At 72.5% G+C, this 14,463-nt stretch carries 14 protein-coding genes; 6 read left to right on the top strand and 8 right to left on the bottom strand.

All coding sequences use genetic code 11. The features are described 5' to 3' along the window. Position 1: 1 nt before the first annotated feature. Together GPA10_RS43525 and GPA10_RS34835 are read right to left on the bottom strand one after the other, a co-directional pair. On the bottom strand, positions 2-130 hold the full coding sequence (locus GPA10_RS43525; protein ID WP_263972735.1) for a hypothetical protein: 129 nt from the start codon (positions 128-130) through the stop codon (positions 2-4). Between the two features lie 276 nt (positions 131-406). After that, complete coding sequence (locus tag GPA10_RS34835; RefSeq protein ID WP_343041655.1) at positions 407-1,327, bottom strand: LysR family transcriptional regulator; 921 nt, start codon at positions 1,325-1,327, stop codon at positions 407-409. Positions 1,328-1,513: 186 nt separating this feature from the next. Between GPA10_RS34835 and GPA10_RS34840 the strand changes: the two genes are divergently transcribed. Further along, positions 1,514-2,596, top strand: a complete 1,083-nt coding sequence (locus tag GPA10_RS34840; protein ID WP_157168948.1) for an NADP-dependent oxidoreductase — start codon at positions 1,514-1,516, stop codon at positions 2,594-2,596. Here the strand turns inward: GPA10_RS34840 and GPA10_RS34845 are convergent. Continuing rightward, positions 2,593-3,162: a GNAT family N-acetyltransferase gene (locus GPA10_RS34845; RefSeq protein ID WP_343041656.1), complete on the bottom strand. Its 570-nt coding sequence runs from the start codon at positions 3,160-3,162 to the stop codon at positions 2,593-2,595. The genes GPA10_RS34840 and GPA10_RS34845 overlap by 4 nt on opposite strands. Positions 3,163-3,239: 77 nt before the next feature. On the opposite strand from GPA10_RS34845, the gene GPA10_RS34850 reads away from it, so the two are divergent. From GPA10_RS34850 to GPA10_RS34865, 4 genes are all read left to right on the top strand, one after another. Continuing rightward, positions 3,240-3,932, top strand: coding sequence for a CDP-alcohol phosphatidyltransferase family protein (locus tag GPA10_RS34850; protein WP_246260321.1), 693 nt, complete (start codon positions 3,240-3,242; stop codon positions 3,930-3,932). Beyond that, a complete protein-coding gene (locus GPA10_RS34855; RefSeq protein ID WP_157168950.1) occupies positions 3,929-4,897 on the top strand; it encodes a phosphatidate cytidylyltransferase in 969 nt (322 codons plus the stop codon). The genes GPA10_RS34850 and GPA10_RS34855 overlap by 4 nt, the downstream gene beginning before the upstream one ends. Then, on the top strand, positions 4,894-5,790 hold the full coding sequence (locus GPA10_RS44195; protein WP_425505870.1) for a lysophospholipid acyltransferase family protein: 897 nt from the start codon (positions 4,894-4,896) through the stop codon (positions 5,788-5,790). Before GPA10_RS34855 ends, GPA10_RS44195 begins: the two co-directional genes overlap by 4 nt. Positions 5,791-5,923: 133 nt before the next feature. Then, complete coding sequence (locus tag GPA10_RS34865) at positions 5,924-6,550, top strand: nitroreductase family protein (protein WP_058850866.1); 627 nt, start codon at positions 5,924-5,926, stop codon at positions 6,548-6,550. Between the two features lie 108 nt (positions 6,551-6,658). Here GPA10_RS34865 and pruA read toward each other — a convergent pair whose 3' ends face one another. Both pruA and GPA10_RS34875 read right to left on the bottom strand, forming a co-directional pair. Then, the gene (gene pruA, locus GPA10_RS34870; protein WP_058850794.1) at positions 6,659-8,299 is read right to left on the bottom strand and encodes an L-glutamate gamma-semialdehyde dehydrogenase; all 1,641 of its coding nucleotides are present in this window, start codon (positions 8,297-8,299) and stop codon (positions 6,659-6,661) included. Between the two features lie 51 nt (positions 8,300-8,350). After that, complete coding sequence (locus GPA10_RS34875) at positions 8,351-9,277, bottom strand: proline dehydrogenase family protein (RefSeq protein ID WP_343041657.1); 927 nt, start codon at positions 9,275-9,277, stop codon at positions 8,351-8,353. 239 nt (positions 9,278-9,516) lie between these two features. On the opposite strand from GPA10_RS34875, the gene GPA10_RS34880 reads away from it, so the two are divergent. Beyond that, a complete protein-coding gene (locus GPA10_RS34880) occupies positions 9,517-10,686 on the top strand; it encodes a PucR family transcriptional regulator (protein ID WP_343041658.1) in 1,170 nt (389 codons plus the stop codon). 121 nt (positions 10,687-10,807) lie between these two features. Here the strand turns inward: GPA10_RS34880 and serA are convergent, their stop codons facing one another. The 3 genes from serA to ilvN form a co-directional block, all read right to left on the bottom strand. Beyond that, positions 10,808-12,412: a phosphoglycerate dehydrogenase gene (serA, locus tag GPA10_RS34885; protein ID WP_343041659.1), complete on the bottom strand. Its 1,605-nt coding sequence runs from the start codon at positions 12,410-12,412 to the stop codon at positions 10,808-10,810. A gap of 341 nt (positions 12,413-12,753) precedes the next feature. Further along, entirely contained in the window at positions 12,754-13,752 is a 999-nt protein-coding gene (gene ilvC / locus GPA10_RS34890) for a ketol-acid reductoisomerase (RefSeq protein WP_058850797.1), read from the bottom strand. Between the two features lie 163 nt (positions 13,753-13,915). Further along, positions 13,916-14,440, bottom strand: a complete 525-nt coding sequence (gene ilvN, locus GPA10_RS34895; protein ID WP_058850868.1) for an acetolactate synthase small subunit — start codon at positions 14,438-14,440, stop codon at positions 13,916-13,918. Positions 14,441-14,463: the final 23 nt, after the last annotated feature.

Consider the following 14,463-nt stretch of genomic DNA (forward strand, 5'->3'; position numbering starts at 1 on the left):
CTCAGTGCCCCGTCTCGCCGCCGTTGTCCCTGCGGTCGAGGGCGCGCTGGAGGGCGGCGGCGGCGTTCTTGCGCTCGGACTCGTTGCCACGGGCGGTGTGGCGGACTCGGCGGACGGTCGTCTCGGCCATGAGAAATCGACTCCTTTGATCAGGCATCCGGGAGTGCGGTTCCGCGGGCTCGAAGAGCGGCGCGGAAGCGGCGGTTTTCGAGACGCCGGAAGGGGCGGGGAGCAAGGGCCACAGGGTTCGCCTGCGCGGTGCCCGGCTCTCGACCGCCATTCGCTTGATCGAGCGAGACGTTCGGCTCCTACAACGCTAGGACAGCTTCGGCTTCTTGTCTCTACAAATAGTCGGGCTTCCTACTATCTGAGACGGCGGGAGCCCGACGACCGCCCGCTGTTCCGCTTACGGCTGTGCCCGCAGGGCCCGCAGCTCCCGGATCAGCGCCCGGACCACCTGGGATCCGGCCTGCTCAGAGGTGGTGACATAGCCCACGGAGCGGGTCGGCCGCGCCGGTCCGAGGTCGACCACGGCCACCGACGGCGGCGCTCCGGTCAGGGACAGGGCGGGCATGATCGCCATGGCGTGCCCGGCGCTCACCATCGCGAGCACCGCGCCGTCGTCCTCCGTCCGGGTGGTGGCCCGCGGGATCCAGTCCTGGCCCGCCCACCAGTCGCGGGTGTACGAGGTGCAGTTCTCCGCCCAGTCGACGAGCGGCAGGGTGCGCGGTGCGGGGTGGCCCGCAGGGTGCACGAAGCTGTACGGCTCCTCGACGAGCACGCCGCCGACGAGGCCCCGCGGGATCGGCGAGCTGGTACCGATGGTCGCGATGCCGATGTCCGCGCGCCCGTCGGCGACCTCGCCCGCGGTGCCCCGGCCCAGTTCGCGGACCACGCGGACCTCGGGCTCGATGCCGGGGTGCCGTGCCCGCAGCGCGGCGAGGGCGGGCGGGAGCAGATGCAGGGCGGCGCTGCGGAAGGCGGCGATGCGCAGCGGGCCCGCGACCGTGCCGCCGTCCGGGGCACAGGGGCCACCGCCTGCGGCTTCGGCGGCGGCCGCGGCGCGCGTCTCGGCGGCGAGGGTCTCCAGGAGCCGGAGCACGCGGCGGGCGTGGGCCACGGCGCGCTCGCCGGCCGGGGTGGGCACGGCACCCCTGCGGCCGCGCTCGAAGAGGACGGCGCCCAGCTTCTTCTCCGTGCCGCGCACCGAGTGCGAGACCGCGGACTGGGTCAGGCCGAGGTCCCGGGCGGCGCCGGAGAAGCTGCGGGCCTGCTCGACGGCGACGACGACCCGCAGTTCGTGCGGGGCGAGATCGTGCTCGGCCACCGGGTCCCCCCTCGTTCTCGTACCGCTCGGGTACCGCTCTCGTACCGCTCGGGTAACGCTGTCGTTCCCTCGTTCTCGTACCGCTCGGGTGCCGCTGTCGTTCCATGAGGCGCGCTCATGGTCCGGCGCGTTCCATGAACCGAACCCTCTGCCGCGCCCCCGCATTCCCCGCCTACGGTCGGCGCCATGAACACCACCGCCGGGGCCCGCGCCCTCACCGTCCACCAGACCACCCGCCCGCACGGCTTCCCCACGCCCGAGCACTTCGCGTTCGTGGAGTCCGCGGTGCCCGCGCCCGCGCCCGGCACCGCCCTGGTGGAGAACCTCTACTGGTCCGTCGACCCGTACCACCGCGAGATGATGGATGGCGAGTTCGCGCTGCACGCACCCCTCGAAGGCCGCACGATCGGCCGCGTCACCGCGTCGCGGACCCCGGACCTCGCCGAGGGCGAGATCGTCTTCCACCGGCAGGGCTGGCGCACGCACGCGGTGGTGACTCCGCAGGAGGTGCGCCGCCTGCCCGCGTTCGACGGGGTGCCGCTCTCGGCGTATCTGAGCATCCTCGGCGGTACGGGTCTGACCGCGTACGTGGCCCTGACCCGCGTCGCCCGGCTCCGGTCCGGCGAGGACCTGTACGTCTCGGCGGCGGCGGGCGGCGTCGGCACGGCCACCGCGCGGCTCGCCCGCGTCATGGGCGCCGGGCGGATCGTCGGCAGCGCGGGGTCACCGGCGAAGGTGGCCCACCTCAAGGAGCACGTCGGCTACGACGAGGCCTTCGACTACCACAAAGGACCGGCCGCGCAGCTCCTCGCGAAGGCCGCGCCCGACGGCCTCGACGTGTACGTCGACAACGTGGGCGGCGAGCAGCTGGAGGCGGCGATCTGGTCCCTGCGGGAGTTCGGGCGCATCGTGCGCGTCGGCACCGTCGCGCAGTACAACGACCCGCAGCCGCTGGCCGCGCCCCGCAACCTCACCGAGATCGTGGAGAAGAGCCTGCGCATGGAGGGCTTCCACGTACGCAACCACCGCGATCTCCAGGAGGAGTTGTACGACTTCGCCGTGCCGCACATCCAGTCCGGCCGTATCGCGCTCGACGAGACGGTCGTGGACGGCTTCGACCGGATCGTGACGGCCTTCCTCGGGATGCTGCGGGGCGAGAACACGGGCAAGATGATCGTGCGCTCGTCGGCCGCGGCGGGCGCCGCGGACGCCTGGGACCGGCGGGGCCCCGGGGCCTCCGGCCCGCTGGAAGGGCCCCTGGCCCGCTAGAAGACGTCGCCGTCGCGCCAGTCGATGAGCAGGGGGTGCGCCGGGTCGAGGTCGGCGTTCCACAGCATCGGCGCGTCCTCGTCCGGCATGTGCTCGACGCCCTGCGGGCCGAGGGTGCCGACGAGGCCCGGCCAGGGCACCCAGCCGTGCGCGCGGTACAGCTTCTCGCCCTCGTCGGACGGCGAGAGGACACCGAGGTCGTAGCCGCCGTCGACGATCCGCTCCAGGGCGCTCATCACCTGGCCGCCGTGGCCCTGACGCTGCCGGTCGGGGCGCACGGCGACGTTCTCCACGTAACCGACGCGCAGGGAGCGGCCGTTGTGCAGGACGCGGCGCTGGACGACGCTGCCGTGCGCCAGCAGGGTGCCGTCGGCGTCGTGCAGGAGCGCGTGCATCCCGCCGAGGCCGTGCGCCCAGTCCTCGTCGCTGAAGTCGCCCTCGAAGGCGAGGTCCATCAGGGCGCGGGCGGCGGTGAGTTCGGCGGCCGCCAGATCGGCCGTGTGGGCCGTACGCAGGGCGGCGCGGGGAGCTTCGTGGCTCCCTGAAGGGGCGAGGGGTGCGGTCACGGGCTCACCGTACTCAGAGCCCGATTGAGTACGCATCCCGATTATCCGGTGTCCCGCGCGGCGGCAGAGTCGAAGGTATGAACGGTTCCTCCGGCTCTCCCGGACCCTTCGGCGCTCCCGGGCCCTCCGACGCGTCCGGGCCCTCCGACGCTCCCGGGCCCTCCCGCGCTTCCGGCCTCGGCCTGTACGCGTTGAAGCCCTGGTACGCGCGGCGCCTCGCCGGTGTGCGGGGCGCCCTGGCCCGGCGTGCGGTGTCGCCGGACGCGTTGACGGCGGCGGGCGTGGGGTGCGCGGCGGGTGCCGCGGCCGCCCTCGCGTGGCTGCCCGCGCCGCTCGCCGCGCTCCCCGTGGCGGTGCTGCTCGCCGCGCGCCTGGCGTGCGCGAACCTCGACGGCGCCCTCGCCCGCGACACCGGCCGCAGCACACCGCGCGGCGCCCTCTTCAACGAACTCGGTGACCGGGCGGCGGACTCGGTGATGCTCGCGGGGTTCCTCACCCTCGCTCCGCTGTGGCTCGTGGTGACGGCGGCCCTGGCGGCGACGCTCCCCTCGTGGGTGTCCCTCGCGGGCGCGGCGGCGGGCGCGGGGCGGCTCAACGGCGGCCCGGTCGGCAAGACGGAACGGTGCGCCCTGGTGGTCGTCGCGGCGGCCTCCGGCCTGTGGGTGCCGGTGCTCGCGGTGATCGCCGCGGGTTCGGCGCTGACGGTCGTGATCCGGTGCGCCCGGCTGTGCGGGGAGCTCGGGCGGTCGCGGGAGCCGGTGGTCCGATGAGTGCGGCACTGCTCGCGGGGGAGGCGGCGGCGCGGGCCGTGCCCGTGGTCGCCGGGGTCCTCGGCGCCGGCGGGGTCGCGGTGGCCGCGCTGCCCGCCCGGGTGCGGATGCGGGCCGAGCTGCGCAGGCGCTGGCGGACGTGGGCGTTCGCGGCACCGGTGTTCCTCGGCGCGCTCTGGGCGGGGCCCGGGGGCGCGTTCCTGCTCGCCGCCGGGCTCGGGGTGGTCGCCGTAGCCGAGTACGCGCGGATGACCGGGCTGCCGCGGGGTGAGCGCGCGGTGCTGTGGGCGGCGGCCGTGCTGCTCCCGGCGGCGGCGCTCGCGACGGCCGGGTGGCGGCCTCCGGCGGCGCTCGGCGCGCTGGACGTGTCCGGCATGGTGGATCTGTTCGGCACGGTGGACCTGCCCGGCACGCTGGACCTGCTCGGTACGGTGGACCTGCTCGACGCCCGGACCGTGGGGGCGCTGCTGCTGCTCGCGGTCCTGCCCGCGCTGTTCTCCGGCGACGCGGGGCACGGCTTCACGCGGGCGAGCCGGACGGTGTTCGGGCTGCTGTGGATCCCGCTGTCCCTGACCGGTCTGGTGCTGCTCGGGGACACGGCGGTCGCGGTGGGCGTGGCGGTGGCGTTCGGTGACGTGGGCGCGTGGTGCGGCGGCACGGCGCTGGGCCGCCGCGGCCCGTTGGCCCGTCCCCTTTCTCCGCTGTCCCCGAACAAGACGTGGGCGGGGGTGGCGGGTTCGGCCGCCGCGACGGCCGCGGGCCTTGCGGCCGTGGGCGCCTTCGCTCCCCTGCTGTGGGCGGCGGTGCTGACCGGCTGCGTCCTCGGCGACCTGCTGGAGTCCATGGTCAAGCGGGAGTCGGGCGTGAAGGACGCGGGCACCTGGCTGCCCGGCTTCGGCGGCCTCCTGGACCGGGTCGACTCGCTGCTGCTCGCGCTGCCGATGGCGATGGCGGTGACGCTGTGAGCACCCGGCAGGCGGACACCCGGCAGGCCCGGTACGGGCAACAGCGGACCCCACAGGCCCGGTTCGAGCAGGAACCGCGGACCCGGCAAGTCCGGTACAAGCAGGAACCGCAGACCCGGCAGACCCGGTACGAGCAGGAGCCGCAGACGGGAACTCCCCGGCGGAGGCGGGCGGCCGGACGCCTCGCCGCCCGCCTCCGCCGGGCCCTGTGGTGGACCCTGCTCACCCTCACCGGCGGTGTCAGCCGCCGCGGCCGCCTTCCGCGCGGCGGCTGCGTGGTCGTGGCCAACCACTCCTCCCACGCCGACACGGCGGCACTCCTCGCCGCCCTGGACGCGGCCCACTCCCCCACGATCGCCGCCGCGGCGGACTACTGGTTCGCCTCGCCCTGGCGCAGGCGCTTCTGCTCCCGGCTCGCCGCCGGGTTCCCCGTGCGCCGCACGGGCGGTGGCATGGACGACCTCCTGGCCAGGGAGGGCGCGCTGCGCGCGGGCCGTGCGGTGGTGCTGTTCCCGGAGGGCACCCGGGCCCGCGCGGGCGAGCTGGGCACGTTCCACAAGGGCGCCCTGGTCCTGGCCCGGCGGGCGGGCGTGCCCGTCGTGCCCGTCGGCATCGCGGGCACGGACCGCCTGCTCCCCAAGCACGGCAGGCTCCGCCCGGCCCTGGTGCGCGTACGTATCGGCGAGCCGCTGCCGCCGACGGTGACGCCCGACGAGGTCCGCGAAGCGGTGGCGGCGCTTCTACGGCACGTACCCGGTCCTGCTCGGCACCGGTTGCACGGCGGGCCTCGCGGTCGTCGTCGCGAAGCGGAGCTGACGCGCCACCGCCGCGTGAAGATTGGTACGCACCATGGCGCTCCCGGGCCCTCCGCCCCAGAATCGCAGCATGTCTGATACCGAACAGAGCAAGCCGGAGACCGGACGCCCCGCCGAGCACGCCGACCAGCACTCCGACGGGCACCCCGACAAGCACTGGACCCCCATCCACGGGCAGCCCTACCGCTCCGTCCCCTACCGTCCCGCCCGTATGCCCGCGGGTGAATCGCTCGCGCACGCGGCCGAGTTGAAGTCCCGTATGCGGGAGCGGCGCACGGTGCGGCAGTTCTCCACGGACCCCGTGCCCCCGCAGGTCGTGCGGGACGCCGTGGCCTGCGCGGCCACCGCGCCGTCGGGCGCGCACCAGCAGCCCTGGACGTTCGTCCTGGTGCAGGACCCCGAGGTGCGCCGTCTGATACGGGAGGCGGCCGAGCACGAGGAGCAGATCTCCTACGACGGGCGGCTCGGTGAGGAGTGGCTGGCCGCGCTGCGCCCGCTCGGCACGGACGAGGTGAAGCCGCATCTGACGGACGCGCCCGCGCTGATCGTGGTCTTCCAGCAGCGGTACTGGCTGGGCGAGGACGGCACCAAGCACAAGCACTACTACGTGGACGAGTCCGTGGGCATCGCCGTCGGGATGCTGCTCTCCGCGCTGCACCTGTCGGGCCTCGCCGCCCTGGTGCACACGCCGAGCCCGATGCGGTTCCTGTCGGAGGTGCTCGGCCGCCCCGAGAACGAGAAGGCGTTCGCCGTGATCCCCGTCGGCTATCCGGCGCCCGACTGCGAGGTCCCCGACCTCGTACGCAAGTCCCTGAACCAGGTCCTGGTGGAGGTCTGACGGGTACGGCGGGGCCAGCCGCACACGACGCCGCCCCCGGCCGGGGTGGGGCCCGGGCCGGGGGCGGGGTTCAGGGGGTGTTCAGGAGAGGGGCACCCCGGTGGGGCGTCAGCCCATGTGGGGGTAGCCGTACTCGGTCGGCGGGACCAGCGTCTCCTTGATGGCGCGGGTCAGGGTCCAGCGCTGAAGGTTCTGCGGGGCGCCGGCCTTGTCGTTGGTGCCGGAGGCGCGGCCGCCGCCGAAGGGCTGCTGGCCGACGACGGCGCCGGTCGACTTGTCGTTGATGTAGAAGTTGCCCGCGGCGTAGCGGAGCTTCTCCATCGTGTACGCGGCCGCGGCGCGGTCGCCCGCGATGACCGAGCCGGTCAGCGCGTAGTCGGAGACCGACTCCATCTGGGTCAGCATCTCCTCGTACGCGTCGGCCTTGCTGTCGTCGTACACGTGCACGGCGAGGAACGGGCCGAAGTACTCGGTCGAGAAGACCTCGTTGGCCGGGTCGGTGCACTCGACGACGGTCGGGCGCACGAAGTAGCCGACGGAGTCGTCGTAGCTGCCGCCCGCGACGATCGTGCAGGTCTCGTCGGCCTTGGCGCGGTCGATGGCCGCCTTGTTCTTGGCGAACGCGCGGTCGTCGATGACGGCGCCGATGAAGTTCGACAGGTCGGTGACGTCACCCATCTTGATGCCGTCGACCTCGGCCGCGAACTCCTCCTTGAAGCCGTCGTTCCAGATCGAGGCCGGAATGTAGGCGCGCGAGGTCGCGGAGCACTTCTGGCCCTGGAACTCGAAGGAGCCGCGGGTCAGCGCGGTCTTCAGGATCGCGCGGTCGGCGCTCGGGTGCGCGACGACGAAGTCCTTGCCGCCGGTCTCACCGACGAGACGCGGGTAGGTGCGGTACTTCGCGATGTTCTCGCCGACCGTCTTCCACAGGTGCTGGAAGGTCGGGGTCGAGCCGGTGAAGTGGATGCCGGCCAGGTCGCGGTGGTGCAGGGCGACCTTGGAGACCTCGATGCCGTCGCCGGTGACGAGGTTGATGACGCCCTTGGGCAGGCCCGCCTCCTCCAGGAGCTGCATGAGCAGGACGGCGGCGTGGGTCTGCGTCGGGGACGGCTTCCACACGACGACGTTGCCCATCAGGGCCGGGGCGGTCGGCAGGTTGCCGGCGATGGCCGTGAAGTTGAACGGCGTGATGGCGTAGACGAAGCCCTCGAGCGGGCGGTGGTCGAGCCGGTTCCACACACCGGTGGAGTTCGCCGGGGGCTGCTCGGCGAGCAGGTCACGGGCGTACTTCACGTTGAAGCGCCAGAAGTCGACGAGCTCGCACGGGGTGTCGATCTCGGCCTGCTGGGCGGTCTTGGACTGCCCCAGCATGGTGGAGGCGGCCAGCGTCTCGCGCCACGTGGTGGACAGCAGCTCGGCGGCGCGCAGGATGATCGCGGCGCGGTCGTCGAAGGACATGGCGCGCCAGGCCGGGGCGGCCGCGAGGGCGGCGTCGACGGCGTCCTGGGCGTCCTGCTGCGTGGCGTGGCGGCCGGTGCCGATGACGGCCTTGTGGTTGTGCGGCTGCACGACCTGGAAGGGCTCGCCGCCGCCGAGGCGCTTCACGCCGCCGATCGTCATCGGCAGCTCGATCGGGTTCTCGGACAGCTCCTTGAGCTTGGTCTCGAGCCGGGCGCGCTCCGGGGAGCCGGGGGCGTAGCCGTGGACCGGCTCGTTGACCGGGGCGGGGACCTGGGTCACAGCGTCCATGAGTTCCGTAACTCCTTTGTGCGGGGGAAATCTGGCGGCCGGGCGGCGGGCTCAGCCCTTGGTGAGGACGGACCGCGCGAAGAACAGCAGGTTGGCGGGCTTCTCCGCGAGACGGCGCATGAAGTAGCCGTACCAGTCGGTGCCGTACGCGGTGTACACGCGCATCCGGTGGCCTTCGGCGGCGAGCCGCAGGTGCTCGTCGCTGCGGATGCCGTACAGCATCTGGAATTCGTACTCGTCCAGTTTGCGCCCGGCACGGCGCGCGAGCTCCTGGGTGATGGCGATGAGCCGCGGGTCGTGCGACCCGATCATCGGGTAGCCCGAGCCGTCCATCAGGATCTTCAGGATACGGACGTACGCCTTGTCGATCTCCGGCTTGTCCTGGTACGCGACGGAGGCGGGCTCCTTGTAGGCGCCCTTCACGATGCGTACGCGGCTGCCGTTCGCGGCGAGGCGGCGGGCGTCGTCCTCGGTGCGGAAGAGGTAGGCCTGGATGACGCAGCCCGTCTTCGGGAAGTCCTTCCGCAGCTCCTCGTGGATGGCGAACATCGAGTCGAGGGTGGTGTGGTCCTCGGCGTCGAGGGTGACGGTGGTGCCGATCTCGGCGGCGGCCTCGACGACGGGGCGGACGTTGGCGAGGGCCAGGTCGTGGCCGTTCTCCAGCGCCTGGCCGAACATGGACAGCTTCACGGACATCTCGGCGCGCTCGCCGAGGCCGAGGTCCTTCAGACGGCCGACCAGCTCCAGGTAGGCGTCCCGGGCGGCGGTGGCCTGCTCGGGGGTGGTGATGTCCTCACCGACGACGTCGAGGGTGACCTCGAGGCCCTTGTCGGCGGAGTCCACGATCACCGGGACCACCTGGTCGACCGTCTCACCGGCGATGAACCGGTCGACGACCTGCTTGGTGCCCGGCGCCGCCGACACGAAACGGCGCATCTTGTCACTGCGCGACGCGGCAAGGATCACGGGACCCAGCACGGGCACCTCCACGGGAGTACGAACGAGTGCCGCACCGGCGTCGTTTTTGCGACAGAACTGGTACGGCACGGAGAACCACCGTGAAACCTAAGGATCCCGCCGATCCTGAGCTATCGACACCTGTCACGCATCCGTGCGCTGGATCTCAGACAGATGTATGAGTCCGGTCGCGGGCTGGGCGACAATGGATCTGCCACGGCAGGGCACGACGGCACGGCGCGAGCGAAGGGCTACGACGGGTGAAGGGCGACTACCAGGAACTGGTCGACGAGATCTCGGCCCTGCTCGGTGCGCCCGCGACCTTGGAGAACCGCGATTTCGAGCTGATCGCCTTCGGCGCGCACGACGGCGGCGACGGCCTGGACGCGCCGGACCTCGACCCGGTCAGGACCCGCTCGATCCTCACCCGGCGCTCCACCGCCCAGGTCCGTGCCTGGTTCGAGAGCTTCGGCATCACGCGCGCCACGAGCCCCGTCCGTATTCCGCCCACCCCGGAGGCGGGCGTGCACCGCGGCCGGATCTGTCTCCCGGTACGCCATCGGGGCTATGCCCTCGGCTACGTCTGGCTGCTCGACGACGAGCCGGGCCCCACGGACGGGCAGCTGGGTGCCGCCATGGAGGTGGCCGCCCGGATCGGCGCGCTGCTCGCCGACGAGGCGCAGGCGGGCGCGGACCTGACCCGGGAGTTCCGTGCCGTCCTGACGGCGGAGCGTGGCTGGCAGCGGGACATGGCGGTGGCGGAGCTGCGCACGGCGCTGGGGACGCGCGGCGAGGGCCTGCACGCGGTGGTGTGCGTGGCGCCGTGGCCGATGGTGAACCCCGAGGACACGCCCGCGCTGCGCACCGTGCCGGGGGCCACGGCGCTGTGCACGGTGCCCTGGGCCCGGGGGGCCGCCGCGGGGCAGTCGCTCGCGGTCCTCGTACGGCTGCGGTCGGCGGACGCCGTGACCCCCGCGGTCACGGTGGCGTCGCGCCTGGTGGACTCGGCGGGCCGGGGCGCGGCGGCGGGGGTCGCGGAGGCGAGGACCGGTCTCGACGACCTCGGGGCGGCCTGGGGCGAGGCCGCGGCGGCGGCTCGCGCGGCGCTCGCCGAGCCCCGGCTCGGGCCGCTCGCCCGCTGGTCGGACATCGGCCCCTACCGCCTGCTCACGGCGCTGCCCGGCGACGCGGCCGGGGACGCGGTGGGCCGCGCGCTGCTGACCCCGGCGCACCGGGAGCTGGCCCGCACCGCCGAGGTCTTCCTCGACCTCGCGGGCCAGGCGGGCCGGACGGCGGCGGAGCTGGGCATCCACCGCCAGACGCTGTACTACCGCCTCTCGCGCGTGGAGCAGCTCACCAAGCTCGACCTGGACGAGGGCGAGGACCGGCTGCTCCTGCACATGGTCCTGAAGGCGTCACGGTTGCGGTAGCGGCCCTTGGAACACGACTCCGCCCGCCCCTGAGGGGGGCGGGCGGCAGCATGCGTTCCAAGCCCGTCCGGCGTTTGCGGACGAGGCCGAAGGCCGATCCCCCGCAGCGGGCCAGGCGGCCCTAGTCGGCCAGGTTGACCGAGCGGGCGGAGGTGGCGCCGATCTCCTCGGAGAGCTCACCGAGCACCGGCTGCGGCACCGTGTCGTCGACCGTGAGGACGGCGAGCGCCTCCCCGCCCACGTCGGCGCGGGCGACCTGCATTCCGGCGATGTTGATGCCCGCCTCGCCGAGGACGCGCCCGACGGTGCCGACGACGCCGGGCCGGTCCGCGTACCGCAGCACGACCATGTGGTCGGCGAGCGCGAGGTCGACGTCGTACTCGCCGACGGCGACGATCTTCTGGTGGTTCTTGGGCCCGGCCAGGGTGCCGGACACGGCGATCTCCTCGCCGTCGCCGAGCGTGCCGCGCACCGTGACCACGTTGCGGTGGTCGGGCGACTCCGAGGACGTGGTGAGTCGCACCTCGACGCCGCGCTCCTGGGCGAACAGCGGGGCGTTCACATAGCTGACGGTCTCGTCGACGACGTCCTCGAACACGCCCTTGAGCGCGGACAGTTCGAGCACCTTCACGTCGTGCTGGGTGATCTCGCCGTACACCTCGACGTCGAGGCGGGCCGCGACCTCGCCCGCGAGGGCGGTGAAGATCCGGCCGAGCTTCTCGGCGAGCGGCAGTCCGGGGCGCACGTCCTCGGCGATGACGCCGCCCTGCACGTTCACGGCGTCCGGGACCAGCTCACCGGCGAGCGCGAGCCGCACCGACTTGGCGACGGAGATGCCCGCCTTCTCCTGGGCCTCGTCGGTGGAGGCGCCGAGGTGCGGGGTGCACACGACCTGGTCGAGCTCGAAGAGCGGGGAGTCGGTGCACGGCTCCTTCGCGTACACGTCGAGGCCGGCGCCCGCGACGCGGCCCTCCTTCAGCGCGGAGAACAGCGCCTCCTCGTCGACGATGCCGCCGCGGGCGGCGTTGACGATGCGCACGGTCGGCTTGACCTTGTGCAGCGCCTCGTCACCGATGAGGCCGAGGGTCTCGGGCGTCTTCGGCAGGTGCACGGTGATGAAGTCGGAGGCCTCGAGGAGTTCGTCGAGGGAGAGGACCTTCACACCCATCTGGGCGGCGCGCGCGGGCTGTACATAGGGGTCGTAGGCCACGACCTTCATGCCGAACGCGGACATGCGCTGCGCGACGAGCGCGCCGATCCGGCCGAGGCCGACGACGCCGAGCGTCTTCTCGGCGAGCTCGACACCGGTGTACTTGGAGCGCTTCCACTCGCCGTTCTTGAGGGCCGTGTTGGCCTGCGGAATGTTGCGCGCGGTGGCGACGATCAGGCCACAGGCCAGTTCGGCGGCGGTGACGATGTTGGACGTCGGGGCGTTGACGACCATCACGCCGGCCTTGGTGGCGGCGGCCACGTCGACGTTGTCCAGGCCGACGCCCGCGCGGGCCACGACCTTCAGCTTGCGGGCGGCGGCGACAGCCTCGGCGTCCACCTTGGTCGCGGAGCGGACCAGGATGGCGTCGACGTCGGCGATGGCGGGCAGCAGTTCGGCGCGGTCCGCGCCGTTGCAGTGCCGGATCTCGAAGTCCGGGCCCAGGGCGTCGACGGTCGCGGGCGACAGCTCTTCAGCGATGAGTACGACCGGTTTGCCGTTGGCAGCAGTGCTCACGTGAGTCCTCACAAGTCCAATGCGGACGGCCGTCCCGACGGCCGCAGGCGGTGGAGGGTGCTTGCCGCGTGGAAGACGCACGACGCTGTGGGCCTGACGCGTATGTGGAGTGCAGTCTAGTGGCGCGTCGGGGCACTGCTTGCGCCTGACCGGAAGGATCACCCGGACGTGGCCGGCCATCGCGGACAAACACGGACCGGCACCTCGCGCCCGGTCCGCGCACCATCAAGCCCCTCCGGCGATGGAGGAGCGGGGGCCGGGGCGGCGCCCCGGAAACCCACGACGGCGGCGCGGACACGACACCGGGGGGGAACCCGGCACCGCGTCCGCGCCGCGGCGGCTCACGCCTCGTCGTCGACCCAGGACATGAGCTTGCGCAGCTCCTTGCCCGTGGTCTCCAGGAGGCTGTCCTCGTCCTGCTTCTTGTACTCGTTGTACTTCTTCAGACCGCCGTGGTACTCGTCCATCCAGTTCTTGGCGAACGTGCCGTCCTGGATCTCGGCGAGGACCTTCTTCATCTCGGCCTTGGTGGCGTCCGTGATGATGCGCGGGCCGGTGACGTAGTCGCCCCACTCGGCGGTCTCGGAGACCGACCAGCGCATCTTCTCCAGGCCGCCCTCGTACATCAGGTCGACGATGAGCTTCAGCTCGTGCAGGCACTCGAAGTAGGCGATCTCCGGTTGGTAGCCCGCCTCGACCAGGGTCTCGAAGCCCGCCTTGACCAGGGCGGACGTACCACCACAGAGAACGGCTTGCTCGCCGAAGAGGTCGGTCTCGGTCTCCTCGGTGAAGGTCGTCTTGATGACGCCCGCGCGGGTGCCGCCGATGCCCTTGGCGTAGGACAGAGCCAGCTCGAAGCCCTTGCCGGTGGCGTCCTGCTCGACGGCCGCGATGCACGGGACGCCGCGGCCCTCCTCGTACTGACGGCGCACCAGGTGACCCGGGCCCTTGGGGGCGACCATGGCGACGTCGACACCGGCCGGGGGCTTGATGAAGCCGAAGCGGATGTTCAGGCCGTGCCCGAAGAACAGGGCGTCGCCGTCCTTCAGGTTGTCCTTGATGGACTCCTCGTAGACCTGGGCCTGGATCGGGTCCGGGACCAGGATCATGATGACGTCGGCCTCGGCGGCGGCCTCGGCGGGCGTGACCACACGCAGGCCCTGCTCCTCGGCCTTCGCCTTGGACTTGGACCCCTCGTGCAGGCCGACCCGCACGTCCACACCGGAGTCGCGCAGCGAGAGGGCGTGGGCGTGGCCCTGGCTGCCGTATCCGATGACCGCGACCTTGCGGCCCTGGATGATGGACAGGTCGGCGTCGGCGTCGTAGAACAGCTCGGCCACTGGGAATCTCCTATGTGTGCTGGTGTTGCGTCCCACCGTACGGCGGGCTGGATGAGGGAAGTTGTCGGGTCTCGCCATCCGGGACCGGCCCCGGGCGCGCGCGGGAGCCAGGCGCCGCTCCCGCGCGCACAGGGTCAGTGTGGCGCGGTCCGGTGGAGCGCCGTCACGCGGAGCGGTCGAGCGCGCGCAGACTGCGGTCGGTGATGGAGCGCGAGCCGCGGCCGATGGCGATGGTGCCGGACTGCACCAGCTCCTTGATGCCGAAGGGCTCCAGCATCTTGAGCATGGCCTCCAGCTTGTCGCTGCTGCCCGTGGCCTCGATGGTGACGGCCTCCGGGGAGACGTCCACGGTCTTGGCGCGGAACAGCTGGACGATCTCGACGATCTGCGAGCGGGTCTCGTTGTCGGCGCGCACCTTGGCGAGGACCAGCTCGCGCTGGACGGCCGAGCCCGGTTCGAGTTCGACGATCTTCAGGACGTTGACCAGCTTGTTGAGCTGCTTCGTGACCTGTTCGAGCGGCAGGTCCGCGACATTCACGACGATGGTGATGCGGGAGATGTCGGGGTGCTCGGTGACGCCGACGGCGAGGGAGTCGATGTTGAAGCCGCGGCGGGAGAAGAGGGCGGCGATCCTGGCGAGGATGCCGGGGGTGTTCTCGACGAGGACCGAGAGCGTGTGCTTGGACATGGGCGTCATGGCGGGGTCTCTTC

The organism is Streptomyces typhae (genome assembly GCF_009755605.1).
In the GTDB taxonomy this organism is placed as follows: Bacteria; Actinomycetota; Actinomycetes; order Streptomycetales; family Streptomycetaceae; genus Streptomyces; species Streptomyces typhae.